This window comes from Delftia sp. WSY_12 (genome assembly GCF_043104645.1).
In the GTDB taxonomy this organism is placed as follows: Bacteria; Pseudomonadota; Gammaproteobacteria; order Burkholderiales; family Burkholderiaceae_C; genus Comamonas; species Comamonas tsuruhatensis.
Genome location: NZ_JBICKW010000016.1, coordinates 38,588 through 64,891, shown reverse-complemented (window position 1 = coordinate 64,891; position 26,304 = coordinate 38,588). Strand labels below are relative to the sequence as shown.

At 67.9% G+C, this 26,304-nt stretch carries 24 protein-coding genes; 13 read left to right on the top strand and 11 right to left on the bottom strand.

The window, feature by feature from the left end; all coding sequences use genetic code 11:
• Positions 1 to 11: 11 nt before the first annotated feature.
• Positions 12 to 1,337 carry a 3-deoxy-D-manno-octulosonic acid transferase gene (locus ACF8LI_RS09845; RefSeq protein WP_392412531.1) on the top strand — a complete coding sequence of 442 codons (1,326 nt, stop codon included), beginning with the start codon at positions 12 to 14 and terminating at the stop codon, positions 1,335 to 1,337.
• Positions 1,338 to 1,374: 37 nt separating this feature from the next.
• On the opposite strand, the gene ACF8LI_RS09840 is transcribed toward ACF8LI_RS09845, so the two are convergent.
• The 8 genes from ACF8LI_RS09840 to ACF8LI_RS09805 all read right to left on the bottom strand — a co-directional run bounded on the left by ACF8LI_RS09840 (position 1,375) and on the right by ACF8LI_RS09805 (position 11,737).
• Positions 1,375 to 2,799, bottom strand: coding sequence for a sensor histidine kinase (locus ACF8LI_RS09840; protein WP_392412529.1), 1,425 nt, complete (start codon positions 2,797 to 2,799; stop codon positions 1,375 to 1,377).
• A gap of 2 nt (positions 2,800 to 2,801) precedes the next feature.
• A complete protein-coding gene (locus tag ACF8LI_RS09835) occupies positions 2,802 to 3,479 on the bottom strand; it encodes a response regulator (protein ID WP_013802240.1) in 678 nt (225 codons plus the stop codon).
• 370 nt (positions 3,480 to 3,849) lie between these two features.
• On the bottom strand, positions 3,850 to 5,304 hold the full coding sequence (locus tag ACF8LI_RS09830) for a TolC family outer membrane protein (protein ID WP_392412527.1): 1,455 nt from the start codon (positions 5,302 to 5,304) through the stop codon (positions 3,850 to 3,852).
• Between the two features lie 87 nt (positions 5,305 to 5,391).
• The gene (locus ACF8LI_RS09825; protein ID WP_016447089.1) at positions 5,392 to 5,739 is read right to left on the bottom strand and encodes a rhodanese-like domain-containing protein; all 348 of its coding nucleotides are present in this window, start codon (positions 5,737 to 5,739) and stop codon (positions 5,392 to 5,394) included.
• Positions 5,740 to 5,816: 77 nt separating this feature from the next.
• Complete coding sequence (locus ACF8LI_RS09820) at positions 5,817 to 6,527, bottom strand: protein-L-isoaspartate O-methyltransferase (protein ID WP_016447088.1); 711 nt, start codon at positions 6,525 to 6,527, stop codon at positions 5,817 to 5,819.
• Between the two features lie 43 nt (positions 6,528 to 6,570).
• Positions 6,571 to 9,798, bottom strand: a complete 3,228-nt coding sequence (locus ACF8LI_RS09815) for an efflux RND transporter permease subunit (RefSeq protein ID WP_392412525.1) — start codon at positions 9,796 to 9,798, stop codon at positions 6,571 to 6,573.
• 2 nt (positions 9,799 to 9,800) lie between these two features.
• Entirely contained in the window at positions 9,801 to 11,042 is a 1,242-nt protein-coding gene (locus tag ACF8LI_RS09810) for an efflux RND transporter periplasmic adaptor subunit (protein WP_392412523.1), read from the bottom strand.
• On the bottom strand, positions 11,039 to 11,737 hold the full coding sequence (locus tag ACF8LI_RS09805) for a TetR family transcriptional regulator (RefSeq protein ID WP_392412521.1): 699 nt from the start codon (positions 11,735 to 11,737) through the stop codon (positions 11,039 to 11,041). The genes ACF8LI_RS09810 and ACF8LI_RS09805 overlap by 4 nt, the downstream gene beginning before the upstream one ends.
• 145 nt (positions 11,738 to 11,882) lie before the next feature.
• Here ACF8LI_RS09805 and msrA point away from each other — a divergent pair, with 145 nt between their 5' ends.
• The 5 genes from msrA to ACF8LI_RS09780 all read left to right on the top strand — a co-directional run bounded on the left by msrA (position 11,883) and on the right by ACF8LI_RS09780 (position 16,411).
• Positions 11,883 to 12,419 carry a peptide-methionine (S)-S-oxide reductase MsrA gene (gene msrA / locus ACF8LI_RS09800; protein WP_016447084.1) on the top strand — a complete coding sequence of 179 codons (537 nt, stop codon included), beginning with the start codon at positions 11,883 to 11,885 and terminating at the stop codon, positions 12,417 to 12,419.
• A gap of 148 nt (positions 12,420 to 12,567) precedes the next feature.
• Entirely contained in the window at positions 12,568 to 13,023 is a 456-nt protein-coding gene (locus ACF8LI_RS09795; protein ID WP_016447083.1) for a transcriptional repressor, read from the top strand.
• Positions 13,024 to 13,071: 48 nt separating this feature from the next.
• Positions 13,072 to 13,398 (top strand): hypothetical protein, encoded by a 327-nt coding sequence (locus ACF8LI_RS09790; protein ID WP_212646730.1) that lies wholly within the window; start codon positions 13,072 to 13,074, stop codon positions 13,396 to 13,398.
• A gap of 209 nt (positions 13,399 to 13,607) precedes the next feature.
• Positions 13,608 to 13,976: a hypothetical protein gene (locus ACF8LI_RS09785; RefSeq protein ID WP_223275282.1), complete on the top strand. Its 369-nt coding sequence runs from the start codon at positions 13,608 to 13,610 to the stop codon at positions 13,974 to 13,976.
• Positions 13,977 to 14,212: 236 nt separating this feature from the next.
• On the top strand, positions 14,213 to 16,411 hold the full coding sequence (locus ACF8LI_RS09780; RefSeq protein ID WP_026062337.1) for a TonB-dependent receptor domain-containing protein: 2,199 nt from the start codon (positions 14,213 to 14,215) through the stop codon (positions 16,409 to 16,411).
• A 35-nt stretch (positions 16,412 to 16,446) separates the two neighbouring features.
• Here ACF8LI_RS09780 and ACF8LI_RS09775 read toward each other — a convergent pair whose 3' ends face one another.
• The gene (locus tag ACF8LI_RS09775; RefSeq protein WP_392412518.1) at positions 16,447 to 17,508 is read right to left on the bottom strand and encodes a tyrosine-type recombinase/integrase; all 1,062 of its coding nucleotides are present in this window, start codon (positions 17,506 to 17,508) and stop codon (positions 16,447 to 16,449) included.
• Between the two features lie 276 nt (positions 17,509 to 17,784).
• Here ACF8LI_RS09775 and ACF8LI_RS09770 point away from each other — a divergent pair, with 276 nt between their 5' ends.
• Positions 17,785 to 18,738, top strand: a complete 954-nt coding sequence (locus tag ACF8LI_RS09770; protein WP_244388139.1) for an AEC family transporter — start codon at positions 17,785 to 17,787, stop codon at positions 18,736 to 18,738.
• A 31-nt stretch (positions 18,739 to 18,769) separates the two neighbouring features.
• Here ACF8LI_RS09770 and pdxH read toward each other — a convergent pair whose 3' ends face one another.
• Complete coding sequence (gene pdxH, locus ACF8LI_RS09765; protein ID WP_017405177.1) at positions 18,770 to 19,417, bottom strand: pyridoxamine 5'-phosphate oxidase; 648 nt, start codon at positions 19,415 to 19,417, stop codon at positions 18,770 to 18,772.
• 52 nt (positions 19,418 to 19,469) lie between these two features.
• Here pdxH and ACF8LI_RS09760 point away from each other — a divergent pair, with 52 nt between their 5' ends.
• Complete coding sequence (locus ACF8LI_RS09760; RefSeq protein ID WP_016447076.1) at positions 19,470 to 20,042, top strand: NTP transferase domain-containing protein; 573 nt, start codon at positions 19,470 to 19,472, stop codon at positions 20,040 to 20,042.
• A 2-nt stretch (positions 20,043 to 20,044) separates the two neighbouring features.
• Here ACF8LI_RS09760 and ACF8LI_RS09755 read toward each other — a convergent pair whose 3' ends face one another.
• Positions 20,045 to 20,611, bottom strand: a complete 567-nt coding sequence (locus ACF8LI_RS09755) for a MarR family winged helix-turn-helix transcriptional regulator (protein ID WP_016451722.1) — start codon at positions 20,609 to 20,611, stop codon at positions 20,045 to 20,047.
• Between the two features lie 243 nt (positions 20,612 to 20,854).
• On the opposite strand from ACF8LI_RS09755, the gene ACF8LI_RS09750 reads away from it, so the two are divergent.
• Genes ACF8LI_RS09750 through ACF8LI_RS09730 form a run of 5 tightly spaced genes read left to right on the top strand, consistent with a single transcriptional unit; the run spans position 20,855 to position 26,292 of the window.
• Positions 20,855 to 21,838, top strand: coding sequence for a Bug family tripartite tricarboxylate transporter substrate binding protein (locus ACF8LI_RS09750; protein ID WP_392412515.1), 984 nt, complete (start codon positions 20,855 to 20,857; stop codon positions 21,836 to 21,838).
• Position 21,839: 1 nt separating this feature from the next.
• On the top strand, positions 21,840 to 24,134 hold the full coding sequence (locus tag ACF8LI_RS09745; RefSeq protein ID WP_288899022.1) for a xanthine dehydrogenase family protein molybdopterin-binding subunit: 2,295 nt from the start codon (positions 21,840 to 21,842) through the stop codon (positions 24,132 to 24,134).
• Positions 24,127 to 25,023 carry an FAD binding domain-containing protein gene (locus tag ACF8LI_RS09740; RefSeq protein WP_392412513.1) on the top strand — a complete coding sequence of 299 codons (897 nt, stop codon included), beginning with the start codon at positions 24,127 to 24,129 and terminating at the stop codon, positions 25,021 to 25,023. Before ACF8LI_RS09745 ends, ACF8LI_RS09740 begins: the two co-directional genes overlap by 8 nt.
• Entirely contained in the window at positions 25,020 to 25,526 is a 507-nt protein-coding gene (locus tag ACF8LI_RS09735; RefSeq protein WP_016447071.1) for a (2Fe-2S)-binding protein, read from the top strand. Before ACF8LI_RS09740 ends, ACF8LI_RS09735 begins: the two co-directional genes overlap by 4 nt.
• On the top strand, positions 25,516 to 26,292 hold the full coding sequence (locus tag ACF8LI_RS09730; protein WP_392412511.1) for a CoxG family protein: 777 nt from the start codon (positions 25,516 to 25,518) through the stop codon (positions 26,290 to 26,292). The genes ACF8LI_RS09735 and ACF8LI_RS09730 overlap by 11 nt, the downstream gene beginning before the upstream one ends.
• Positions 26,293 to 26,304: the final 12 nt, after the last annotated feature.

The window sequence follows — 26,304 nt, the reverse complement described above, 5'->3', positions numbered from 1 at the left end:
CGCGCCAGGCGATGACTTCCCGCTCTCCCACGTCCTGGGCGCGCGCGCTGTACAGCGCTGTGACCTGGGCGGCGCAGCCGCTGCTGCGACGCAAGCTGCTGCGCCGCGCCGAGGCCGAGCCCGTCTATGCCGAGCACATTCCCGAGCGCTTTGGCCGCTACCAGCCGGCCACGCTGGGGCAGGACGGACGCGGCCGGTGGATCTGGATTCATGCCGTATCGCTGGGTGAGACGCGCGCTGCCGCCATCTTGCTGACCGCGCTGCGCGAGCGCCTGCCGGGCATGCGCCTGCTGCTGACCCATGGCACGGCCACAGGCCGCACCGAAGGCCGCCGGCTGCTGCAGCGCGGCGACCTGCAGGTCTGGCAGCCCTGGGATACGCCGGCGGCCGTGCGCCGCTTCGTGCAGCAGTTCAGGCCCGCAGTCGGCGTGCTCATGGAAACCGAGGTCTGGCCCAACCTAGTCGCCATCTGCCGCGAAGAGGGCGTGCCGCTGGCGCTGGCCAATGCGCGACTCAGCGACAAATCGCTGGGCCAGGCGCTGCGCGTGGCACCGCTGGCGCGCCCTACCTATGCCGCCCTGGCCGCCGCCTGGGCACAGACCGAGGACGATGCGCAGCGCCTGCGCCTGCTGGGTGCGCCCGTGCGCGGCGTGCTCGGCAACCTGAAATTCGATGCGCGTCCGGACGCGGCGCTGCTGGAGCGCGCCCGGCAATGGAAGTTCGGCCTGTCCCGCCCTGTGGTGCTGCTGGCCAGCAGCCGGGAGGGCGAGGAGGCCATGCTGCTGTCCGCCCTGCGCACGCTGGGGCCGGCAGGCCGGGCCGTGCAATGGCTGGTCGTGCCGCGCCATCCGCAGCGCTTTGACGAAGTGGCGGCGCTGCTGGCTGGCGGCGGCCTGCATGTCTCGCGCCGCAGCCAGTGGGTGGGTGGCCCGCCCTGCGGAGCTGCGGCGGATGACATCGACATCTGGCTGGGTGATTCGCTGGGCGAGATGGCCCTGTACTACGGCCTGGCCGACGCCACGCTCATGGGCGGCAGCTTTGCGCCGCTGGGCGGCCAGAACCTCATCGAGGCCCTGGCCTGCGACTGCCCCGTGGTGCTGGGGCCGCACACCTTCAACTTCAGCGAGGCCTCGGACCTGGCCTGCGAGGCCGGCGCCGCGCTGCGCGCACCCGACCTGGAGCACGGGCTGCGCTTGGCCGTGGACCTGGCCGGGGACCGCCAGTCCCACGCCCATGCCGTGGCCCAGGCGCGCGGCTTTCTGGACCAGCACCGTGGGGCCGCACAGGCCACGGCGCAGGCGGTGACCGGGCTGGTGCAGTCCCAACCGTTGCGCTGAGCACTAGGTTTTCGGCTGGCGGTATCCGCAGGCCGGATCAGCCGGCGTCCTGCAGCACGGGCAGGCTGACACTCGCCAGCAGCCCTCCATCCTCCGCACTGAGCAGCTCGATGCTGCCGCCGTGCCGCTCGGTCACGGTCCTGGCGATGGCCAGGCCCAGGCCGCTGCCGCTCTGGCTCTGGTCGGGCACGCGGAAGAAGCGGTCGAAGACACGCTGGCGCCAGGCCTCGGCGATGCCCGGGCCACGGTCGCGCACCTGGAGCACGGCCTGGTCGCCCTGGCGCTGCAGGCGCACGCTGATGGTGGCGTGCGCGGGGCTGTATTTGATGGCGTTGTCCACGAGGTTGTCGATCAGCGAGACCAGGCCTTCGCGTTCGCCCATCACGCTCAGTGGCTCGCTGGCTTCCAGGGCCAGTTCCACCGGGCGGCGGCAGGCCAGGGCGTCGAGTGCGGCGAGCCGGTCTTCCAGCAGCAGGTCCAGGCGCAGCGGCTGCATGGCCATGCCGGGCGCTTCGGTCTCGCTGCGCATGAGCTGCAGCAGCTGGGCCACCATGCGGCTGGCGCGCTGGTTGCTGCGCAGCAGGCTGTCCATGAGTTCCTGCTGGCGCGGTTCGCTGCCAAGGCGCAGCAGGGCCTCGACGTTGACGTGCATGGCGGCCAGCGGCGTGCGCAGTTCGTGGGCTGCATCGGCGATGAGGTTGCGCTCGCGCTCGCTGCTGGAGCGCACGCGGGCCAGCAGGGCGTTGATGTCCTGCACCAGCGGCCGCAGCTCGGCATGTGGCGGCGCATAGGTGAGCGCGCTGAGGTCGTCGGGGCCGCGTGTGGCCAGCTCGTCGCCCACACGGCGCAGCGGGCGCAGTGCCGCGCGTACCGACCACCAGGCCGGAAAGGCCAGGAAGGGCAGGCTGATCAGCAGTGGCAGCAGGTAGTAGCTGCGGGTGTTGAGGGTGATCAGCAGTTCCTTGAAGGACGGCAGCATCAGCGTGACTTCGGTCTGGCCCGAGGCCGAGCGCAGCGTGCTCATGCGCCAGGTCTGCCCTTCGAAATCTATGTCCTCGACCGTGTCCAGCACGCGGTTGCGCAGCGTGGGTGCCGGCGTGGGCGAGCGGTACAGGAGCTGGCCGCGCTGCCAGACCAGCAGCGTGGGCGTGAAGCGGATGTCGTCGTCTCCATCGCTGTATTCATGGCGCAGGGCCGTGTCCAGCGCGGCCAGGCTGTGCTGCTGGCGGTCCGGAAGGTCGGCCAGGTCCTCGGCCACTGCCATGACAAGTTCGTAGACAGGCTTGCTGACCAGCAATTCATTGTGGAAGTGGGCCATGTAGATGGCTGCCACCAGCAACGCGGTCCAGATCGCGGTGAGCACGCCCATCTGGGCCAGCAGCATCCGCCGGCCCAGTGTGGGCCGCAGCCAGCGGCGCCATCTCGGGCTGGCCTGCTGCCCCTGCAGGGTGTGCGATGTCATGGTCAGGACAGGGGGGCCATCGGCTGCGAGTCGATGACATAGCCAATGCCGCGCACCGTGCGTATGAAGCCCGGCCCGATCTTGCGGCGCAGGTTGGAGACATGGACCTCCAGCGCATTGCTGCCGTTGGCGCTGCCGCCCGGGATGACTTCCTCCTCGATGCCGCTGCGCGTGACCACGCGGTCCATTCGCCGCAGCAGCAGGGCCAGCAGGTCGAATTCGCAGCGGGACAGCTCGACGTTCTGGCCTGCAACGCTGACACGGCGCGTGGGCTCGTGCAGCGACAGGCCGCGCAGATGCAGCGTTCCGTCGCCCTGCCCATAGCTGCGGCGCGCCAGGGCGCGCACGCGTGACACCAGTTCGGCCAGGGCAAAGGGTTTGACCAGATAGTCATCGGCGCCGCTGTCCAGGCCGTGCAGCCGGTCATGCAGGCTGTCGCGTGCGCTCAGGATCAGCACGGGCAGGCGGCGCCATTCGCGGCGCAGGCGCGTGAGCAGGCTGATGCCGTCGCCATCGGGCAGGCCCAGGTCCAGCAGCACCATCTCGAAGCTTTGCTGCTCCAGCGTGCGCAGCGCATCGGACAGGCGGCGCACCCAGACCACATCCATGGCGTGATCGCCCAATGCGATGCGCACGCCATTGCCCAGATCCAGATCGTCCTCCACCAGCAGCAGTCTCATCGTGTGTTCCCTGTGCCGCTCCCATGCCGCGGACCGGCGCCTGCGGGAGGGCTGCCGCGAGTATCGGTCAAGGCGGGGACGATGCGCTTCAGCATCCCTTCAGGAAAGCCGGAGCAGGTCTTCAGGCGGGTTTGCCACAGTGGCCCGCTCGACAACTCCCACGAAGGCAAGGCGCGCATGCCAAGACTCTCCCGCTGTTCCTTGCTGAGCCGCCTGGCGGTGCTGTGCGCGCTGGCTGCCTGGATTCTGGTCGTGGCGGGTTTGCGTGCCTCGGCCTTGCCAGAGCACAGGGCTGCGGCGCCAGGCGCGCGGCCCACGGCGGCCGGGCATCAGCCCGGGGCACTGCCGGCCGTGCGGGCGCTTCAGGGATTCAAGGGGCTGGCGCGCGGAGCGTCAGCGCATCGATGGCGCGCAGGTCGTCGTCGCTGAGCGTGCCGGCGGCCTGGCGCAGCTTGAGCTGGCCCAGCAGCACCTGGTAGCGCGCCAGGGCCAGGTCGCGCTGGGTCTGGTAGAGCTGGCTTTGCGCGTTGAGCACGTCGATGTTGATGCGCACGCCGACCTCGTAGCCGAGCTTGTTGGCGTCCAGCGCGCTCTGGCTGGACGCCAGCGCGGCCTCCAGTGCCTTGACCTGTGCCTGGCCCGACTGCACGCCGAAGAAGGCCGTGCGCGTGCTCTGCTCCACGTTGCGCTGGGCGTCGTCCAGCTGTGCCCGCGCCTTGTCTTCCAGCGCCAGGGTTTCCTTGATGCGGTTTTGCACGGCAAAGCCGGCGAACAGCGGCAGGTTCATGACCACGCCCACGCTGGCGGCATTGGTGCGGTAGCTGGTGCCGATCTGCGGGGTGACCGAACCGTTGGGATAGCGGTTGACCACGTAGCCGGCCTGCAGGTCCACGGTGGGCTTGTGGCCGGCCTCGGCTTTCTTCGTTTCCAGCTGGGCGATGTCCAGCGCCAGGCGGGCCTGGCGCAGCTGGGGCTGGCCTTGCAGTGCGGTGTCCACCCAGGCCTGGGCATCGGCGGGCATCAAGGCCGGCAACTGCAGCGGCTGGGCCAGCGGGCGGGGCACGGTGCCCACGGCGCCGACGATCTGGTCCAGCACCAGGCGCTTGACGCGCAGGTCGTTCTCGGCGGCGATTTCCTGGGCACCGGCCAGATCGAACCGGGCCTGGGCTTCGCGCGAGTCGGTGATGGTGGCCGTGCCGACCTCGAAGTTGCGCTTGGCGAATTCCAGCTGCTGTGCAATGGCTGCCTTCTGTGCCTTGACCACGGCCAGGCTGTCCTGGGCACCGAGGACATCGAAGTAGGCCTGGGCCACGCGAACCAGCAGGTTCTGCTCGCCGCTGTCCAACTGGGCGCGCGCCACGTCCACGCCGCGCTGGCCCTGGTCGTAGGCGATCTTGTTGGCCGGGCGGTACAGCGGCTCCTGGGCGCTGAGCTGCAGGTTCTGCTGGGGCGAGCGAAAGCTCCCAGGCAGCACGCTGACTTCCACATGCGATGTGTTGGCGCCCGCCTGCAGGCCCACGCTGGGCAGAAGGCCCGAGCGCGCCTGCTCGGCACGGCTGGCGGCGGCCTGGGCGTCGGCCTGCTGGGCCTGCCACTGGGCGTCGTAGCCGCGTGCCTTGGCGACCAACTCCGACAGGCTCTGGCCCGTGGCCGATGAGGCTGTCACGGCGGGCAAGCCCGAGGCCGGGGCGGCAGGGACGGTGGACTGGGCCAGAGCGGTTCCCATGCCGCAGGCACACAGCAGCAAGGCAATCTGGCGAAGGGGCCAGGCGTGTGGGCGGGGCGGGGCGTAAGCGACAGGGGCAAGGGGCCGAAGCAGGGGCATAGAGGTCCTCGAATCAAAACACAGTCGTCACGAAGCACCGGGGACGGCGGGTTGGCCGTGTCCCGGGCTTCTTTTGCGTGTTGCCGCTCAGTAGCGCGGCACGCCTGGGTCGCGCTCGCGCGACCAGGCATCGATGCCTCCGCTGATATTGGCCACGGTCTCGAAGCCGTTGTTCATCAGGAAGGCAGCGACATGCATGCTGCGTGCGCCGTGATGGCACAGGCAGGCTGTGGGGTGATCCGGATCGAGTTCCTGCAGGCGCGAGGGAATCTCGCCCATGGGGATGCAGCGCAGCTCGAAGCCCTCGGGGCGTACGCTGGCCTGGGCCACTTCCCAGGGCTCGCGCACGTCCAGCACCAGGGGCAGGGCATCGGAGCCGCTGGAGTGCTGGGTCAGCCAATCGTTGAGTTGCGCGGGAGGCACTTGGGGAAGCATCGGAAAGATCCTTGCGGAATGGAATGGGGTTGCGGCAGCGGCCATGGTCCTGCGGGCATCGGCCGCTGCAGCGGGTTTCAGAACGTGAAGCGCGAAGGCTCTTCGAAATTGGCCAGGCGGGCGGTCACCACGTCCCAGGGCTGGCTCGTCTCGAACTGGTGGCCGTTCTTGCGCACCAGCGTGAAACGCATCATGGGCAGCTGGCCGACGATGGCCGCCAGGCGGCCGCCGTCGTTGAGCTGGGCCAGCAGGGCCTGCGGCACCTGGGCGACCGAGCCGCTGAGCACGATGGCGTCGAACTGGCCCAGGGCAGCCGCTGCCGTGGCGCCATCGGCCAGCTTGACCTCGGCATTGGTGATGCCGGCGCCCAGCAGGTTTTCGCGGGCCATCTCGGCCAGCTCGGGCACGATTTCCAGCGTCACGACTTCCTTGGCCTGGGCGGCCAGCAGGGCGGCCATATAGCCCGAGCCGGCGCCGATTTCCAGCACGCGGTCGGTGGGCTTGATCTTCAGGTCCTGCAGCATGCGCGCCTCGATGCGCGGGGCCAGCATGCACCAGCCCTTGGCGGCGGCTTCCTCGGCCGGGGCGACCAGGGGGATTTCCAGGTCCATGAAGGCCAGGCCGGCATGCTCGGGCGGCACGAAATTCTCGCGGTGCACCTTGCCCAGCAGCGCCAGCACTTCTTCATCAAGCACGTTCCAGGGGCGGATCTGTTGCTCGATCATGTTGTAGCGCGCGTGCGCTTGGGCGCTGTGGTGTTCGGGCAGGCTGTTCAGGGGCAGGCTCATGGGGTATCTCCGGAGAAAGACTTGTCAGGACAAACCTTTGATTCTACGAGTCTCGCGGCAGGGTGGGGGCGCTGGCGGCGCCTTGGCCGGGGGCCGCGTCGTGCTGGTTGCCGTTCCACAGACGCCGCAGCCACTGGGAGAAGTCATCGAGGTAGCAATAGACCACGGGCACGACCACCAGGGTCAGCAGGGAGGAAGTCACCACGCCGCCGATCACCGATTGGCCCATGGGCGCACGCTGCTCGGAGCCCTCGCTGAGCGCGAAGGCCAGGGGCACCATGCCGAAGATCATGGCCAGCGTGGTCATCAGGATGGGGCGCAGCCGCACGCGCGCCGCCAGCAGCAGGGCCTGCTCGCGCGGCAGGCCGTCGCGGATCTGGCCGGTGTCCGGGTCGCTGTGCGGCCCGCGCGCACGGATGGCGAAGTCCACCAGCAAGATGGCGTTCTTGGTGACCAGTCCCATGAGCATGACCACGCCGATGATGGAGAACATGGACAGGGCCGAGCCGAACATCATCAGCGCCAGCACCACGCCGATCAGCGTCAGCGGCAGCGAGGTCATCAGCGCCAGCGGCTGCAGGAAGCTCTTGAACTGGCTGGCCAGGATCATGTAGATGAAGATGATGGCCAGCGCCAGGGCGGACACGGCATAGCCGAACGATTCGTTCATGCTCTTGGTGGCGCCGCTGAACTGTGTGCGGTAGCCGGGCGGCAGGGCGATGTCGGCCAGGGCATTGCGGATGTCGGCCGAGACCTCGCCGCTGGAGCGCAGGTAGACGTTGCCGCTGAAGGCGACCTCGCGCGTCATGTCGCGGCGGTTGATCTGGCTGGGGCCGGTGGCGGGCGTGACGGTGGCCACCTGGTTCAGCCGCACGATGCGCATGCCGCCGTCGCCCGAGGTGGAGGGCAGGGCAAAGGGCAGGCGCTCCAGGTCCTGGGGCGTGCTGCGCGACTCGGGCGCCAGGCGCACCTTGACGTCATAGGTCTGGTCGTCGCTGGCGCGCCAGTTGCCCACGGTCTGGCCGGCCACCCAGGTGCGCAGCGCGGTGGCCATGGAGCCTACCGACAGGCCCAGGTCGGCGGCCGCATCGCGCCGCACGGTGATGTCGATCACGGGCTTGTCGGGCTTGAGGCTGCTGTCCAGGTCCACCAGTCCGGGAATGCCGCGCAGGCGTTCCATCACCACGCGGTTCAGGCGCTCCAGCTCGCCCAGGTCCGGGCCCTGCAGCGAGAATTCGACCTGTTTTTGCCCGCCCACGGGCTCGCGCTGGCCCACATGGGTGACGGTGATGCCGGGCACGCTTTGCAACTGCTCGCGCAGCACGCCCGACAGTTCGTCACCGCTGCGCTGGCGCAAATGGCGGTCCAGCAGGCGGATGTAGATGCTGGCGTATATCTTGCCCTGGGCCGTGCCGGTGTTGATGGTGGCCAGCGTGTAGCGGACCTCGGGCAGGGCCCGGATGATGGCATCGACCTGGCGTGCCTTGGCCTCGGTGGCCTCGATGGACGAGCCCACGGGCGTGTTGAAGCTCACCGTGGTCTCGGAGAAATCGGCCTTGGGCACGAATTCCGTGCCCAGCAGCGGCACCAGGAAGATGCTGGCCACGAAGATGGCCAGCGCCGCCGCCAGCGTGGCGATCTTGTGGCGCAGCGCCCAGCCCAGCACGTCCTGGTAGAAGTGGGACAGCGAGTCGGTGGCGCGCTCGAACCAGGCCGTGACCCGGCCCAGCGTGCGGTCGTAGAGGCTGCGGCCGCGCTGCTCGCCATGGGCGTGGATGGTCGGGTCGTGCCAGACGCTGGACAGCATGGGGTCCAGCGTGAAGCTCACGAACATGGAGATCATCACGGCCGCCACGATCGTGATGCCGAATTCGTGGAAGAACTTGCCGATGATGCCGCCCATGAAGCCGATGGGCAGGAACACCGCCACGATGGACAGCGTGGTGGCCAGCACGGCCAGGCCGATCTCCTGCGTGCCGTCGAGCGCGGCGGCATGCGCGTCCTTGCCCATCTGCACATGGCGCACGATGTTCTCGCGCACCACGATGGCGTCGTCGATCAGCAGGCCCACGCACAGCGACAGCGCCATCAGCGTGATCATGTTGATCGAGAAGCCGAACCAGTACATGAACAAAAAGGTGCCGATCAGCGCAATGGGCAGCGTCAGCCCCGTGATCACCGTGGAGCGCCAGGAGTTCAGGAACAGGAAGACGATGAGCACCGTCAGTGCCGCGCCCTCGATCAGCGTCTGGCGCACGTTGTTGACGGCCACGCGGATGGGGCGGGCGCTGTCGGCAATCGGCTCCAGCCGCACGCCGGCCGGCACTTCGGCGGCGATCTCGCGCAGCGTGGCGTTCAGGCCGTCCACGACTTCGATGGTGTTCTCGTCCTGGGCCTTCTGCACGGACAGCAGCAGGGTGCGGCTGCTGTTGTACAGGGCCACGGTCTCCAGCTCGCCCGCGCCGTCCTGCACGCGGGCCAGCTGGCCCAGCCGCACGGGAGCGCCGCCGCGCTGGGCGACGATGATGCGCTCGAAGTCCTGCGGGCGCTTCATGCGTGCGTCGATCTGCACCACGCGCTCCTGCTCGCGCGAGCGGATGGCGCCCAGCGGCAGGTCCTGGTTCTCGCTGCGCACGGCGTTCACGATCTGGTCGGGCGTGATGGCATAGGCTTCCAGCGCCTCGGGCTGCAGGTAGATGTTGATTTCGCGCGGCGTGGCGCCCACCAGGTTGACGGCGCCCACGCCGCGCACGTTCTCCAGCCGCTTCTTGAGGACCTGGTCGGCCCAGCTGGTCAGCGCGACGGCATCGGGCGCCTTGGCGCCGGCATCGGCCTGGGGCAGCACGGCCACGGACCAGATGGGCGAGCTGGCCGGATCGAAGCGCAGCACGCGCGGCTCCTTGACCTCGTCGCGCAGGGTGGGGCGCACCGAGGCCACCTTCTCGCGCACGTCTTCGGCAGCGCGGCGGCCATCGACATGCAGCTGGAATTCGATGATGACGACGCTGGTGCTTTCATAGCTGCGCGAGGTCAGCGCGTTGATGCCGGCAATGGAGTTGACGCCTTCCTCGATCTTCTTGGTGACCTCGGACTCCACGATCTCGGGCGAGGCGCCCGGATAGTCCACCGTGACCACGACCACGGGGAAGTCCACATTCGGGAACTGGTCCACCTTGAGTCGCTGGTAGGAAAACACACCCAGCACCATGAGGGCCAGCATGAGCATGGTGGCGAACACAGGGTTGGCCAGGCTGACGCGCGTGAACCACATGGTCAGCGGGCTCCGGGGGCTGGCGCAGCCTGGGGCTGCGGGGCCTGCTGCATTTGCTGCATCTGCACCGCCGTGCCTGCGCGCAGGCCGCCCACACTGCCGGCCAGCACCCTGTCACCGGCCTGCAGGCCGGTGGACACGGCAATCCAGGTGGCCCCATCCTGCGCGCTCTGGCTGCCCAGCGTGACCGGGCGGTGCTGCACGCGCAGCAGGCTCTTGTCCGCTTCGGACTCGCCCGCAGGCTGCAGCAGCTGCACATAGGGCTGGGGCTGGTCGGTGCGCACGGCGGTCAGGGGCACGGCCAGCTGTTCGGTCTGCCCCGTGACGATGCTGCCCTGCAGGTACAGGCCCGGGCGCACGATGGGGATGGATCTGCCGGCGGCGCCTGCGTTGACCGGTGCAGCCTGCACACGCAGATAGACGGCCACGCTGCGCGAACCTGCCTGGGCGCTGGGGTTGATGCGTACCACGCGCGCGGGCACGGCGGCCACATCGTCGCCCGCGCCCTGGACCTGCAACAGGGCCTGCTGGCCGACCTGCACACGCACCGAATCGGCGGGCGCGAGCTGGGCCACCACCTCGAGCTCGGAGGGATCGACGATCTCCAGCACCCGCGTTTCCACGCCCACGCGCTCGCCGTCCTGCACCAGACGCTGGGCGACCTGCCCGTCCATGGGGCTGCGCAGCACGCTGTCGGTCACGCTCTTGCGTGCCACATCGGCGGCGGCCTGGGCGGCGGCCAGGTTGGCGCGGGCGGCGTCAAGATTGGATTGGGACGTGGCCAGTGCCGTGGTCGAGATGAAGCCCTGGGTGACCAGGGCCTGGTTGTTGTCGTGCTGGCGCTGGGCCAGCTGCAGCTGCGCCTGGGCCGCGTCGGCCTGCTGGCGGGTCTGACGCCAGCGGGCCTCGACCTCGGTGGCATCCACGCGGGCCAGTTCCTGGCCCTTGCGCACGCTGTCGCCCTCGCGCACCTGCAGGCCGCGCAGCTCGCCGGCCACATAGGCCTTGACCACGGCGCTGCGCACGGCCTGCACCACGCCGCTGACAGGCACGGTCAATTGCAACTGGCGCGGCTGCAGCTGCACCACCTCCTGCGGGCCCACGCGCACGGGCATCTCGCGCGGCTGGGTGGCCGCGGCAATGGCGGCCTGCTTGCTGTGCCGGGTGGATGCGGCGCGCCATGCGCTGGCGCCGATGGCGATCAGTAAGGCCAGGCCGATCAGCCAGCCGGTGCGACGCTTCATGGTGTGGGCGGGGAGGAGGGTGGTGTGGTGGCTGCAAGGGGCTGGCACATGCCATGCAGCAGGTAGTCGATCTGGGATTCCAGAAACCGCTCGGGATCGAAGTCGCCGTGCGGCAGGCAGCCGCCCAGCGAATGCTTCCAGATCATCAGGAACATCATCGGGGCGACCACGCAGTGCACGGACAGGTCCAGATCCATGGGCCGGAACTCGCCACGCTCCACGCCGCGCTGCAGGATGCGCCGGATCAGTTCATGGCCTGGAAGAACCACTTCCTGGTGATAGAACTGCGACAGCTCGGGAAAATTGCCCGCCTCGCTGAGCATGAGCTTGGTGATGCCCGACGCCTTGGTGCTGCCGATGCGTTCCCACCAGGACTTGAAGCAGTAGCGCAGCAGATCGGTGGACGGTGCGCAGTAGTTGTCGAGTTCCTCGCTCCACTCGCCGAAGCGGCCCGCGATGCTGTGGCGCACCACGGCCTTGAAAAGCTCCTGCTTGCTCGCGAAATAGAGGAACAGCGTGCCCTTGGAAACCCCGGCCCGGGCGGCGACCTCTTCGACGCGGGTGGCGGCGTAGCCCTTTTCCACGAAGAGGTCGAGCGCGGCTTCCAGCAGCTCGCCCGGACGCTCGTGCTTGCGGCGGCTGCGCTTTCCGGAAGGCTCGGTGGGGGCGGGTGAAGAGGCGGGGGAGTCGGTCACGGAAAATTAATGACTGATGGGTTAGTTATCGTAACCGCAGAACCGTTCGTCGTCACCTGGCTTGTGCATGGGCTAACCTGTAGGCGCAACGGCCTGCATGCATTGCGTGTGGTCATTTTTTCGATTTCTCACAGAAAAGGCGCATATGACGACTGAAACCATTTATCTGGGCGGCGGCTGTTTCTGGTGCACCGAAGCCGTTTTCGACCGCGTGCGCGGCGTGAGCGACGTACAAAGCGGCTACGCCAACGGCGATCTGGACGATCCCAGCTACGAAGACATCTGCACCGGGCAGACCGGCCATGCCGAGGTCATCCGCGTGCAGTTCGACCCTGCTGTGATTCCGCTGCGCGACCTGTTGACCGTGTTCTTCGGCACGCACGATCCGACCACGCTCAACCGCCAGGGCAACGACGTGGGCACGCAGTACCGCAGCGCGATCTACACCACGAATGACCATCAGGCGGAGGTCGCACGTACGCTGATCTCCGAGCTGGCCCAGGCGGGCGCGTATGACGCTCCCATCGTGACCGAGGTCCAGCCCCTGGCCAGCTACTGGCCCGCAGAGGACTATCACCAGGACTACTTCCTGAACCATCCCAGCCAGGGCTACTGCGCCTTCGTGGTGGGGCCCAAGGTGCAGAAATTCCGGGGTGCCTTTGCGCGCTGGGTCAAGCAATGAGCCCAGGTGGGCGGGTTGTGTAAGCGGTTGTGATTTGCGGGCATAATGCAACTCGGTTGCGATAACGGTGTCCTGTCGCGCTCTGCAGCCCGCTCTTGCATTGCCCATGTCATCGCCGACTCCCTCCCCCTTGCTCTTGCCTTGCGGCATGCGTTCGACCCGCGCCACGCGGGCCGTGCTGGCGCTGTGGGAGGCGCGCGCCGATGCGCTGTTGAGCGAGGCGGATGTGGAAGCCGCCCTGCATGCCCAGGGCGTGCAGGTCAACCGCGTCACCGTCTACCGGCTGCTGGACCGGCTGGCCGCAGCCGGCGTGTTGCGCCGCAGCGTGGATGCGGCACGCGTGGCCCGGTACGGCAGGCCCCTTCAGGGCGCGGCCTGCGAAGGCGACGCCGCTGCGCACTTCGAGTGTGCGGATTGCCACAGCGCCTTTCGTCTGGGCGGCGAGGCAGGCGGGGGCGGTGAGCAACTGCAGGCCGCCTTGCTGCAATTGCGGCAGGCGCTGGCAGCCAGCGGCCTGCAGGGCCAGGCCATCGATGTGTCGGTGACGGGGCGGTGCCAGGTCTGCAGCGGCACCGGGCACTCCCGGAATGATCCGTCCGTGTGAGGTGGCCGCCTTTCCCTTTTTCTCTTGCATAGCCCTTCAGGATCTCGCATGACTTTTTCCCCCTTCCGTTCCGTTTCCCTGATCCTGGCCGCTGTCTTTCTGGCCGCTGCGGCCCAGGCGCACGATCACGGCCAAGACCAAGACCATGACCATGCCAAGACCCCGGCGGACGCCAAGGCACAGGGTGGCCCGGTGCAACTGGATGCCCATGCCCGTGCCGACATGGAGCGCCACCGCTCGATGGCCAAGGCCCACGAGGCCGCCGCACAGTGTCTGGCGGCAGGGCGTGACCATGCGCAATGCCACAAGCAGCTGCAGGCCGACTGCAAGGGCTTGGCGCTGGGCAAGTTCTGCGGCATGCGCCATGCGCATTGAGCGCGGCATTGCCCGCCGTGCACTGCTGTGAGCAGTCGCCCGTCTTTGTGACGGGATGCTGGAACCTGCCCCGCCAATTGGCGCATACACTCTGCGCTGCCTGACCCGCTACTGATTCATCCATGCCCTTCAAACTCCCGAGTCGCCACTCGCCTGCGCCCGCCTCACGGCTTGCGTTGCGCGGTGCCGTGCCGAATCGGGGTTGGCTTTTGGCCTGGTTGCTGGTCTGGTCCATCGCACTGGCGCCGTTGCTGGGCCAGATGCACCGTGTGGTGCATGCTGGCGGCCTGGCCTCGGCCACGGCCCATGGCCCGGTCGAGGTGGTGGCCACCTCCTGCGCTGCACCCGTCGACTGGGTGCATGCGCTGTTCTCGGGCCACGGCCCGGCGGACTGCCAACTGCTGGACCAGTTGCACGAAGGCATGGCGGGGCCACCGCCCGCCGTGGCGCTGCCGCCTTTCTGGGGCGAACAGGCCGAGCCCGCCCAGCCGCCCATCGTGCGCGATGGCCGCGTGCTGGCGGCTTTCTTCGATGCGCGTGGTCCCCCGCATCCCATCACTGCCCGCCTGGCGGCTTGAACCTTGGGCGGCGGCGCTGCATGCGCCCGCCCATTGAAGCTGTTTGCGCGCGCCTTCCTGCATTGCACGCAAGAGGCGCTGTGCCCAGGTTGGACAGATCCTGAATGCATATCCGATCGGATGGCTGCGTGCGCCTGCATGGCGCACCCCGGTTGTCCGTTTCCGACGCCATTTTTTGCAGCGCCCGCATTCCCACGTCCCCGGGCCGTGGCCGGCCGCTGCCGGGAAGACCAGTGATGAGAGTGACAACAAAGCAATACCACCAGGACGCCAAGGTGCAGGGGGAGAGGATGAAGCTGCGCCCGCTGCTGCAGCAACTGCTGCTGGCGGGCGTGCTCGGCCCCGCGATGGCAGGGCTGGCCATGGCAGCAGAGCCTGCGGAGGCTGGAGTCGCCGCCGCGCCCGGAACTGCCACCGGCGCCCAGGCGGATGCCCCGCGCAGCGACACGCCTGTGCTCAATGAGGTGACGGTCAAGGCCAGCGGCCTGGGCCTGACCTCGGCCGATATGTCCACGCCAGCCACGGTGCTGGAAGGCGATGTGCTGACGCTGCGCCAGGCCGCCACGCTGGGCGAGACGCTGGACGGCGAGCCCGGCATCCACGCCAGCCATTTCGGTGCGGGCGCAAGCCGCCCCATCATCCGCGGCATGGACGGCCCGCGCGTGCAGATCCTCAGCGATGGCTCGGAGCTGCATGACGCCTCCACCATCAGCCCCGACCATGCCGTGGCCAGCGAGCCCATGCTGGCCACGCAGATCGAAGTGCTGCGCGGCCCTTCGGCGCTGATCTACGGCGGCGGCGGTGCCATGGGCGGCGTGGTCAACATCCTGGACGACAAGATCCCCACGTCCATTCCCAAGAACGGCATCACGGGCTCGGCCCAGCTGCGCGGCAGCACGGGCGCGGGCGAGACGGCCGGCGCGTTCTCGCTGACGGGCGGCGCCGGCCAGCTGGCCATCCACGCCGAGGGCATGGCGCGCGATGCCGGCGACTACCGCGTGGGCAGCGGCTGGGCGCCCAACGGCCAGTCGCAGGGGCGCGTGGGCGGCAGCTTCAACCGCACGGATACGGGCAGCCTGGGCCTGTCCTGGATCGGCACGCAAGGCTACCTGGGCCTGGCCTACACGCGCCAGACCGCGCGCTATGGCCTGCCGGGCCACAACCACAGCTTCGAGGGCTGCCACACCCATGGCGACCATCTGCACTGCGGCGGCCATGACCACGGCGACGAGGACGGACATGACCATGGCGACGAAGAACACGATCACGACCATGGCAGCGTGCCGGTGGTCGACCTCAATAGCGAGCGCTGGGATCTGCGCGGCGAATGGCGCAATCCGACGGCAGGCATTGCGGCGTTGCGCGTGCGCGGCGGCTGGACCGACTACCGCCATGACGAGATCGAGGACGGCCAGGTCTCGACCACCTTCAAGAACCGCGCCCATGACCTGCGCGTGGAGGCCGAGCTGGAGCCCATCGCCGGCTGGCGCGGCGTCATCGGCCTGCAGACCGTGCAGCGCAAATTCAGTGCCGAGGGTGAGGAGGCCTATGTGCAGCCCACCGAAACCCGCCGCAACAGCATCTACCTGCTGGAGGAATACCGCTGGCAGGACTGGCGCTGGCAGGCTGCGCTGCGCCATGAGCGCCAGACCGTGGACGCCCAGCAAAGCGCCATCTCTCGCAGCCACAGCGGCACATCGTTCTCGCTGGGCTCGGTGTGGAAGTTCACCCCGGGCTACAGCCTGTCGGCCTCGCTGACGCAGGGCAACCGCCTGCCCACGGCCGAGGAGCTGTATGCCAATGGCCTGCACATGGCCACATCCACCTATGAGCGCGGCAATCCCGACCTCAAGCGTGAACGCTCCCAGGCACTGGACATAGGCCTGCGCAAGACCTCGGGGGACACCACGTTCAGCGTCAATGCCTTCCACCATCGCGTCAAGGGCTACATCTACGGAGCCACGCTGGACGAGCATGACGGCCTGCAACTGCTGCAATACACCCAGGCCGATGCGCGCTTCACCGGCGTGGAGGGCCAGGTGCGCCAGAAGCTGTCGCGCCAGTGGGGCGTGACCCTGTTCGGTGACGCCGTGCGTGCGCGGCTGGAAGACGGCTCCGCCTTGCCGCGCATTCCCGCGGCGCGCGTAGGCCTGCGCGTGGACACCTTCTACAAGGGCTGGGATGCCCAGGCCGAGTGGGTGCAGGTGCTGCGCCAGAACCGCGTCACCGCCTACGAGACCGAGACGGACGGCTACGGCATGCTCAACCTCTCGGCCAGCTACACGCTGCGCACCTCGGGTGGCACGCCCTGGCAGTTCTTCATCAAGGGCAACAACCTGACCAACCGCCTGGCCTTCGCCCACACATCGTTCATCAAGAACGCTGCGCCGCTGATGGGGCGCAATATCACCGTGGGCGTCAAGGTGTCGTTCTAAGGCGGGTTGCCCGCGCTGCGCTCCCGCGCCGTCTGCTACAGGTAATGCTGCAGATGGCGCAGGGCGCGTGCGCTGTCGACGCCTATCCACTGCACCACTTCGGTCTCGGCACGGCCCGCGCGCAACCACTGCACGATGGCCGTGTTGCGCAGCACCTGCGGCCCGACCCGGTGCAGCGGCGCCTTCTGGGCAGAAGCGGGCTGGGCCGCATGGGCACGCTGTATCAGCTGCGAGGCCACATGGAACAGCACGCGCACCGACAGCGGCTGCCCCTCGCGCGAATAAAAGACCGTGGCATCGGGTTGAACGGCCTCCGGCCCGCGCTGGCCGGCGCTGAAACCTTTCCAGTCCTGCAGCGCCTTCACCACCGTTTCCGACAGATCCAGCGTGCGCTGCTGCGCGGCGCGTGCGCCATCGATATGCAATTGACAGGGGAGGCCATCGCCTGGTCCTGCGCATTGCACATCGCGCCAGCACAGGCCGCGCACCTCCTCGGGCGCCAGCGCCAGTTCGTACAGCAGCAGCAAGATGGCGCGGTCGCGCGCCGACTGAAAGCCGTCGGCCATCGGTATGTGGCGGGGCAGGGCATTCCACAGCGGCGCGGGAAGGCAATGGCCCTGGCCGTCTTCGGCAGGGGGGCGCTCCTGCGGCGCCAACCCTGCGGCGGGATTGGCGCTGACCCAGCCGTGGTCCAGCGCATGGTCGTAGATGCGTTCCAGCAGGCGCCAGTAGCGCCTGCGCGTGACCTCGCTGATGCGGCGGCCGGGCTGGTGGCCCGACAACTGGCCTTCGCGCGGGCACAGGAAATTCTGGACATCCACGGCGGTGGCCTGTTGCCAGGCGCGGGCCTTTGCGTTGACTTTGCCTTTCGGCGTGGTGGGGGAGGGGGAACTTTCTTTGGCTGGGATGCCCGCATCGCCCAGGCTGCGCAGCCAGGCACGCCATACCTTTTCGTAGCCGCTGTCGGGCGCCGTGTCCAGGGCATCCCAGCCCTTGGTGCCCTCGGTTTCCAGCCAATGCCGGAACAGGGCCAGTCCGTCGGGGACAGTGGACGGCGGCTTGCCGGCAGCGGGTGCCTGGGATGGTGATGAAGTCATGGACGTCTAGAGCAAAACGAATCAACCAATAGGGATGATCAATGTAACTTACATGAAGTTGAGTGGCAACCTTGTTATCGACTGATGAATGTCAGTGGCGACAAGTCGCCAGAAAAGGGGGCTGTTCGGCATGAATCTGAGCCTTGGCACGTCCGTGGAGGCTGGCCGGGCCTTCGAGGCCCGGGACGATGCCTGAACGAGGCAGGGCCGGGTCTGCGGCGCATAATCTGCGCGCGCCGCAAGCCTGCGCAGGCGCAGCTTCCCGGTCCTGCTTCAGTGAACTCTCCCGTCTTTGCCTCCCTCATCCCTGTCATTCTTTGCATAGGAGCAGGCTTTCTTGCCGCCCGGCTGGCCTGGGTGCGTGCCACAGCCATCAAGGATTTGTCCAACCTTGTGTTTCTGGTGCTTACGCCGGCGCTGCTGTTTCGCACCATGGGTGCGGTGCGGGTACAGGAGCTGGACTTTCAGCCCGTGGCCCTGTATTTCCTGGCGACTGCGCTGATCTTCGTGGTGTCCATGGTGCTGGGCGGTTTTTCCACGCGCTCGGCCGCGCGGGGGCTGGCCAATATGTTCAGCAACACCGTCATGATCGGCGTGCCGCTGGTGGGGCTGGTCTACGGGGAGGAAGGGCTTGTCACGTTGTTCACCCTGGTCTCGCTGCATGCGCTGATCCTGCTGACCGCAGCCACCATCGTGTTCGAGCTGGCCGAGGCCCACGAACGCCAGCGCTGCGGCCAAAGAGCACCGCGCCCCATGTGGCGCACGGTGCTGCAGGCCGTGCGCAACGGCATCGTGCATCCTGTGCCGCTGCCCATACTCGCTGGCTTGCTGTTCGCTCAGACTGGGCTGGTGCTGCCCGAAGCGGTGGACCGGTCCCTGCAGGTCCTGGGCCAGGCGCTGGGCCCCATGGCGCTGCTGTTGGTCGGCGTGACACTGGCCTACACCAGGGTGGGCCAGAACTTGCGAGAGGCTGCTGGCATCGCGCTGGTCAAGAACCTGGTGCATCCGCTGCTGATGCTTGCGCTGGCCTGGGCCTTCGGCCTGGGTGGCCTGCCCGTGGCCGTGATGTTCACGGCGGCTGCATTGCCCGTGGGGGCCAACGTGTTCCTGTTCACGCAGCGCTATGGCGTGATGCAGGAGGAGGTGTCCGCCAGCATCGCGGTGTCCACTGCGCTGGCCTTGCTTACCGTGCCGCTGATGCTGTGGCTGGCCCAGCGCCTGCCGGGCTGATGGGTTTCAGCAGCGCCAGCAATCGAGGGGATCAGGGCGCCAGGCGCTGGCGCAGCCAGGTTCCAGCTTCAAGCTGGTAGCAAAGGCGGTCGTGCAACCGGCTCTTGCGGCCTTGCCAGAATTCCCAGCGCTCGGGCACCAGCCTGAATCCACCCCAATGCGGCGGGCGTGGCGGGTTCAGCAGGAACTGCGCGCCGTACTTGGCCGCATTGGCCACCAGCACGCTGCGCCCGCTGATGACCTGGCTTTGCGGGCTGGCCCAGGCGCCAATGCGAGAGTCCAGCGGACGGCTGTTGAAGTAGGCGTCGCTTTCGGCCTCGCTGACTTTTTCCACCCGACCTTCGATGCGCACCACGCGCTCCAGCTCCACCCAGTGAAACTGCAGCGCGGCAAAGGGGTTGCCCGCCAGTTGCTGGCCCTTGCGGCTGTCGTAGTTCGTGTACCAGACCAGGCCGCGCTCGTCATAGCCCTTGATGAGCACGATGCGTGTGCTGGGCCGCAGGTCGCCGCCCACGGTGGCCAGCGTCATGGCATTGGGCTCGGGCACCTGGGCGCTCAGGGCTTCCTGCAGCCATTGGTCAAACTGCTGCAGCGGATCGGCCAGGGAGGCCGATTCGCTGAGTTCCGCGCGCTCGTAGCTTTTGCGCAGATCGGCGATCGAGGTGGAAATGCTGCTCATGGCCTGCATTGTGCCTGCGCCCGACCTCCCATTTGCTGCGCTAGAGTTGCGCATGCTCAGAGACTTCAAAGGTCGCCCCTGCGTGATCATCCTCGCCTCGGGCCGTGGCGAGCGTTTCCGCGCGTCGGGCGGCGCAATGCACAAGCTCGCCGCGCCGCTGGGCGGCAGCACCGTGCTGGAACACACACTGGCCGCCGTCCGCGCCAGCGGCCTGCCCTGGCATCTGGAAGATGCGGGCCACCCCGGAATGGGCGATTCGCTGTCTGCGGCCGTGCGTGCCACAGCCGATGCGCCAGGCTGGCTGGTCTTGCCGGCCGATCTGCCGCTGGTGAGTCCACAGACCTTGCTGAAAGTGGCCGATGCATTGCATGCGGGTGCCCGAGCCGCCCAGCCTGTCCATCAAGGCGAGCGTGGACATCCCGTGGGTTTCGGCGCCGCATGCGGCGCGGCGCTCATGGCGTTGAGCGGAGAGAAGGGCGGGGCGCCTGTGCTGAAGGCGCTGCGCGAAGCCGGACACGTGGTTCAGGTCGATGTGGACGATGCTGGTGTGCTCACCGACATCGATACGCTGGACGATCTGGCGCGCGCTGAGGTGTTGCTGCAGAACCGGCCTGAAGTGGGCTGAATTCAGGCTTCGCCGTCTGCCGTAGCGGGGCCGCCTTCGGTCGCTGGGTCGGCTTGGCTGTCTTGGCAATAACCGCGCAGTTTGAGCAAGGCCCGATACATCACCTCCCGTTCCTCCTGCGTCAGCGCCAGCAGAGCAGCGGCCTGGTGTTGTCGGGCCACGGGCATCACCTCGTCATGCAACTGCCGGCCCGCAGGCGTGATGGAGCACAGGATCTTCTTGCGTGGAGTGGAGCCTTGCGCCAGCAGGGCCACCAGGCCGCGTTCCTCGAGCAGCCGCAGCGCCCGGCTCACCAGGGCCTTGTCCGAAGTGGATTGCACCACCAGCGCGCTGAACGGCAACTCGCCTGCATGCGCGACAAGGGCCAACAGCCGCCACTCCGAAACCGTCAAGCCCGCCGTATCGGCATAGGGCACGGTGATGGTGCGCCGCAGCGCATTGCCCACCTGGCTCATCAGCGTGGTCAGAAAGGCATCGACGGTCAGGCTGCTGCCTGCCTCGTCAAGGTGGGTCCAGGGATTGCCTGCGGGCGTGCTGGGCACAGGGAGAGGAGAAGGTGGGATGGGCATGTTCCCATCAATTGTTTCACAGGCTGCCTGATGTTTGTCTTGTGGAATTTCTTTTGAGAAATCAATAAAGGTCAATCGGTGTTTTCAGTAAGTTGATTCATCAACTTGCCGGAGAAAATCGTCATTGATTCTTTTGAGGATCAATGTTTCATGCGTGAATCGTATGAATTCATCCCATAGCCAGCCCCAGCTGCCATGCCCGTATCTGACCGATGCATGTCCGCGCTTTCAAAGGAGCCAGTGATGACCCTCCATCGTCGGCAAGGCCTGACCATTGCAGCATTGGCTTTTGCCACCGCTGTCTGTGGTCCGGCATTTGCACAGGACTACCCCGCCAGGCCGATCACCGTGGTGGTCGCCTATCCCGCAGGTGGTGACACGGACGCCATGGCGCGCCTGTTCGCCGAAAAGCTCACGGTGCGTCTGCGCCAGCCCGTGGTGGTGGACAACCGGCCCGGGGCGGGCGGCACCGTGGGCAACAACCTGGTTGCGCGGGCCGTGCCCGATGGCTACACGCTGCTGTTCACGCCCAACCCCTTCACCATCGCCCCCATGGTGATGAGGCTCCCTACTGCCGCGACCTATGACCCCTTGAAAGGTTTCACCCCCGTGGTGCAGACCGCCAGCCAGGCCGTGCTGCTCGTGGCCCATCCCTCCACGGGATTCAAAAGCGTGGCCGACATGGTGGCTGCGGCCAAGGCCGGCAAGACGCTCAGCTACGCCAGTCCCGGCGCAGGCTCGCCCATGCACATAGGTGCCGAGTGGCTGAACCGCGCTGCCGGAGTGAGCATTCAGCATGTGCCCTATCGCGGCGTGGCACCGGCCGTCAACGATGTGGCAGCGGGTCATGTGGGACTGGCCTACGTCACGCTGGGGCCGGTGGCCCAGTACATCCAGGCGGGCAAGCTGCGCGCGCTGGCCGTGACCGACCCGAAGCGTTCGCCCCTGCTGCCCGATGTGCCTTCGCTGGCGGAACTGGGCTACAGGGACATCGCCGCGGGTGCCTGGAATGGCTTCTTCGCGCCCAAGGGCACGCCGGCCGCCGTGGTGCAGACCTTGAACACCCATCTCAACGAGATCCTCAGGATGCCGGAGGTGGCGGCAAAGATGGCCACCTTCGGTGCCGTGCCCGTGGGCGGGTCGCCGCAGGTGCTGGCCGATGTCAACGCCGCCGACTACGAGCGCCTGGGCAAGGTGATCCGCGAACTCGGCATCACCGCTGAATGACATGAATACCTCGAATTCAACGCTGGGCCGCGAGACGGCCCAGGTCACGGCGCTGTCCAAGGTACTAGGTCGTGCCCAGTACGCGGGCGACCTCAAGCTGCCGGGCATGCTGCATGCCAAGCTGTTGCGCAGCCCCTATCCGCATGCGCGCATCGTGCGCATCGACATTGCTGCAGCGCGTGCGCTGCCCGGTGTGAAAGCCGTGCTGACCGGGGCAGATGCACCGCGCACGCCCTGGGGCGTAAGCCACAAGGAGCGGCGCATCCTGGCCGACGGCCTGGTGCGCTTTGCGGGGGAAGAGGTGGCAGCCGTGGCTGCCGCCACAGAAGAGATCGCCCGCGATGCGCTGGACCTGATCGAGGTCGAGTACGAAGAACTGCCCGCCATCCTGTCGCCCGAGGAAGCCCTGGATGAAGAAGCGCCCGGCGTTCATCCGGGCCGGGGCAACATCGCCCACGAGATCCGCTTCGAGCGCGGCGATGCCGATGCCGGATTCGCCGCAGCTGATCTGGTTCACGAAGCCACGTACACCACGCATGCGCAGTACCCGGGCTACCTGGAACCCATGGCCACCCTGGCCTCCATCGACGCCGATGGCCGCCTGTTGGTACAGACCTCCACGCAGTCGGTTTTCCTGGCGCGTGCCCGGCTGGCGGCGGCGCTGGAGCTGCCGGTGTCCGCCATCCGCGTGGTGCAGGCCACCACGGGCGGCGGCTTTGGCGGCAAGATCGTCGAGGACGACAACCAGCTCGTGGCGGGCCTGCTGGCCCTGCGCACCGGGCGGCCCGTGCGCCTGGTCAACAACCGGCTGGAGGACTTCCTGGCCTGCTGCTCCAGCGTTCCCGAGCGCATTACGCTCAAGCTGGGCATGGCGCGTGATGGCCGCATCCTCGCCAAGCAGGTGCACATCGTTGCCGAGTGCGGTGCCTATGCGGGTCTGTCGGCCGAGGTCATGCACGTCAGTGCCATGCGCAGCGACAACATGCACAGGCAGGGCAACGTCCGATCGCACGCCACCCTGGTCTATACCAACAACCCGCCGCACGGCGCGTTCCGCGGCTTTGGCGGTACGCAGATGCTGTTCGCGCTCAACAGCCACATCCACATCATGGCCGAGCAGCTGGGGCTGGATCCGGCCGAAGTCCACAAGCTCAATGCAGTGCAAGCCGGCGACGTGACAGTGCATGGCTGGAAGATCGGCAGCGCCGGCCTCAAGGAGTGCATAGACCAGGCCACCGATGCCATCGACTGGCGCGGCAAGCGCGCCCGCCCCCGCCAGGCCCTTGGCGCCCGCCGCAGGGGCGTGGGCATGGCCGCAGCCATGCATGTCAGCGGCAACCGCACCATGGGCAACTGGGACGGCTCCACCGTGGTGGTGCGCATCCATGAGGATGGCCAGGTGCTTGTGCTCAGTGGCGAGTGCGACATGGGCCAGGGCGCGGCCACCATGCTCAGCCAGATCGTCGCCCATGAACTCACGCTGCCGTTGTCGCAGGTCCGCGTGGCCGCACCCGACACGGACAGCACGCCCTTCGCCATAGGCTCGCTGGCCTCGCGCGTGACCATGGCTGCAGGCAATGCCGCCATAGGTGCCGCGCAGGCGGCCCGCAGCAAGCTGCTGGCCCTGGCCGCCGTCGTGCTGGAGGCGCAGGTAGACGACCTGGAGCTGGCCGATGGTCAGGTGCGCGTGCGCGGCACCGACCGTGCGGCAGGCATGGCCGAGCTCGCACGCCAGCACATCTGGCGCCATGGCGGCGAGGGCATACAGGTCAGCCACACCTGGGATGCCCAGACGCAGATGCACGACGCCCAGCTGCACGGCAACATCGCGCCGGCCTATTCCTTCGCGGCCCAGGCAGTGGAGGTCGAGGTCGATACGGAAACCGGCCAGGTCCGGGTGCTTGACAGCTATGTGGCCGACGACTGCGGCAAGGCGCTGAACCCCGTCGCCATCCATGGGCAGACCAACGGGGCCACCGTCCAGGCCATGGGCTGGGCCCTTTACGAGCAACTGCACCTGGAAGGCGGGCGCCTGGCCAACGGCAACTTCGCCGACTACACCATGCCAACGGCCGACGCCGTGCCCTTGCTGCGCGGCGGCTTTGTCGAGTCCAACGACCCCAACGGCCCCTATGGCGCCAAAGGGGCCAGCGAAACCGCCATCCTGCCGGGAGCGCCTGCCATCGCCAACGCCGTGTACGACGCCATCGGTGTGCGCATATGCGATCTGCCGATCACGCCCGAAAAAATCCTGGCGGCGCTGCGCGCACGCGCCGAGGAGGGCCGTCATGCATGACTTCGACTTCCTGGAGCCCACCTCGGTGGCGGAGGCCAGCCGGTTGCTGGCCGAACTGGGCGAGGACTGCCGCGTGATCGCCGGCGGCACGGCCTTGATGCTGGGCATGCGCCAGCGCATGCTCGCGCCCACGCACCTGGTCTCGCTGGCTGGCATCGATGTGTTGCGCGGCCTGGACTTCGACCCGGTGCGGGGCCTGCGTATCGGCGCCCTGGTGCGCCATGCCGAACTGGCGGCCTCGCCGCTGGTGTCGCATCACTATCCTGTCCTGGCCGGCATGGCGCAGCGCATGGCCAACCCGCAGGTGCGCAATCAGGGCACGGTGGGCGGCAATCTCTGCTATGCCGACCCCTCCACCGACCCGCCCGGCTGCCTGATGGCATTGGGCGCCCAGATCGTGCTGGCCAGCGCAAGAGGCGAGCGCCTGTTGGACATCGAGGACTTCCTGGTCGACTACTACGCCACGGCGCTGGAAGGCGACGAGATCGTCAGCGAGATCCGCGTGCCGCCCATGGGGCAAGGAGACGACCGGCGCAGCGGTGTGTACACGCGCTTTCTGCGCACAGCGGCCGAACACCGGCCGCTGGCCAGCGTGGCCCTGGTGGCGCACACCGCCGGGGGCATCTGCCGCGACGCGCGTCTCGTCGTGGGCGCCTCTACCCCCATACCCGTGCGCCAGCGGCGCGCCGAGGGCTTTCTTGAAGGCCGTGCCCTCACCTGGGCCTTGGCGGCCGAGGCGGGTGACATCGTCGCGGCCGACATCACACCGGTTTCGGACCTGCGCGGCTCGGCGGATTTCCGCCGAGAAATGGTGCGCGTCAACGTGCGGCGCACCGTGGCCGAACTGTTTGGCCTGGACCTGGCACTGGAACAAGGAGAGCTGGCATGAGCCGACATCGCATCGAATGCACCGTCAACGGCGAGCCCTGCAGCGTGGACGTGCCTGCGCGCCGGCTGCTGTCGGATTTTCTGCGTGATGACCTGCACCTGACGGGCACCAAGCGCGGCTGCGAGACGGGCGTGTGCGGCGCCTGCTCGGTGCTGTTGGATGGCGAAGTGGTGAAGTCCTGCCTGCTGCTGGCCGTGCAGGTCCAGGGCCGCGCGCTCACCACCATCGAAGGCCTGGCCGACCGTATTGCTGGGGGTGCGGGCGCAGACCCGTCACAACGGCTGCACCCGCTGCAGCAAAGCTTCATGCAATGCGGCGGCCTGCAGTGCGGCTACTGCACACCAGGCTTCATCATGGCCGCCTGCGATCTGCTGGGGCGCAACCCCCTTCCCGGCGCGGACGAAGTTCGCCATGGCCTCAACGGCAACCTGTGCCGTTGCACGGGCTACACCCAGATCGTGGAATCGGTCCTTGTGGCCGCGGAGAAAATGCATGGAAATTGAGAAAACCCTGACTGTTTCGGCCTCGCGAGAGCGGGTGTGGGCCTTGTTGCTCGATCCCCAGGTCATGGGAGGTGCCGTGCCGGGCATGCAGTCCATCGAAGTGGTCAGCCCCACCGAATACGTGGCGGTGATGCACCAGAAGATCTCCTTCATCAGCGCCAGATTCAAGCTGCGCACACGCATCGTCGAGCAACGCGCTCCCGAGTATCTGCGCGTGGAAGGAACGGGAGAAGACACCTCGGTGGCCAGCTCGCTCAAGCAGCGCAGTGAAATCTTCCTGAGCGCCACGCCGGATGGAGGCACCGACCTGCGCATCAAGATCGACGTGGACCTGCTGGGCCGTCTGGGCGCATTCGGCCTGAGCGTGATGAAGACCAAGGCCGACCGAATATGGGAGGAGTTCGGTAACAATCTGGCCGCGCGGCTCGAAGGCGGGGGAGGGGAGCCCGCTGCGGGCAAGGCGACCGTGCAGGCGCCTGCACCTGTCGCGCCCGCGCCGGCCTCCGAGCCAGCCGGGGAAACGGTGGTGCAGGCCCGGAATTCGCCAGCACCAGCGCCAGCTTCGGAGCTCTCCTCCACGGCCCAAGACCTGCGGGGCCGTGGCTGGTGGGGACGGCTAATCGGCAGCTTGAGCGGTGAGGGCAGCGCGGGCGCTGCCGACACCATTCATGTCGAGCTGCGCCGTGGCGATACCACGGTCAGCGTCCAATGGCCGGGCGCGCGCGCCGAGCAGTGCGCGGCGTGGCTGCGCGACTGCCTGCGCTGAACGCAGACCCGG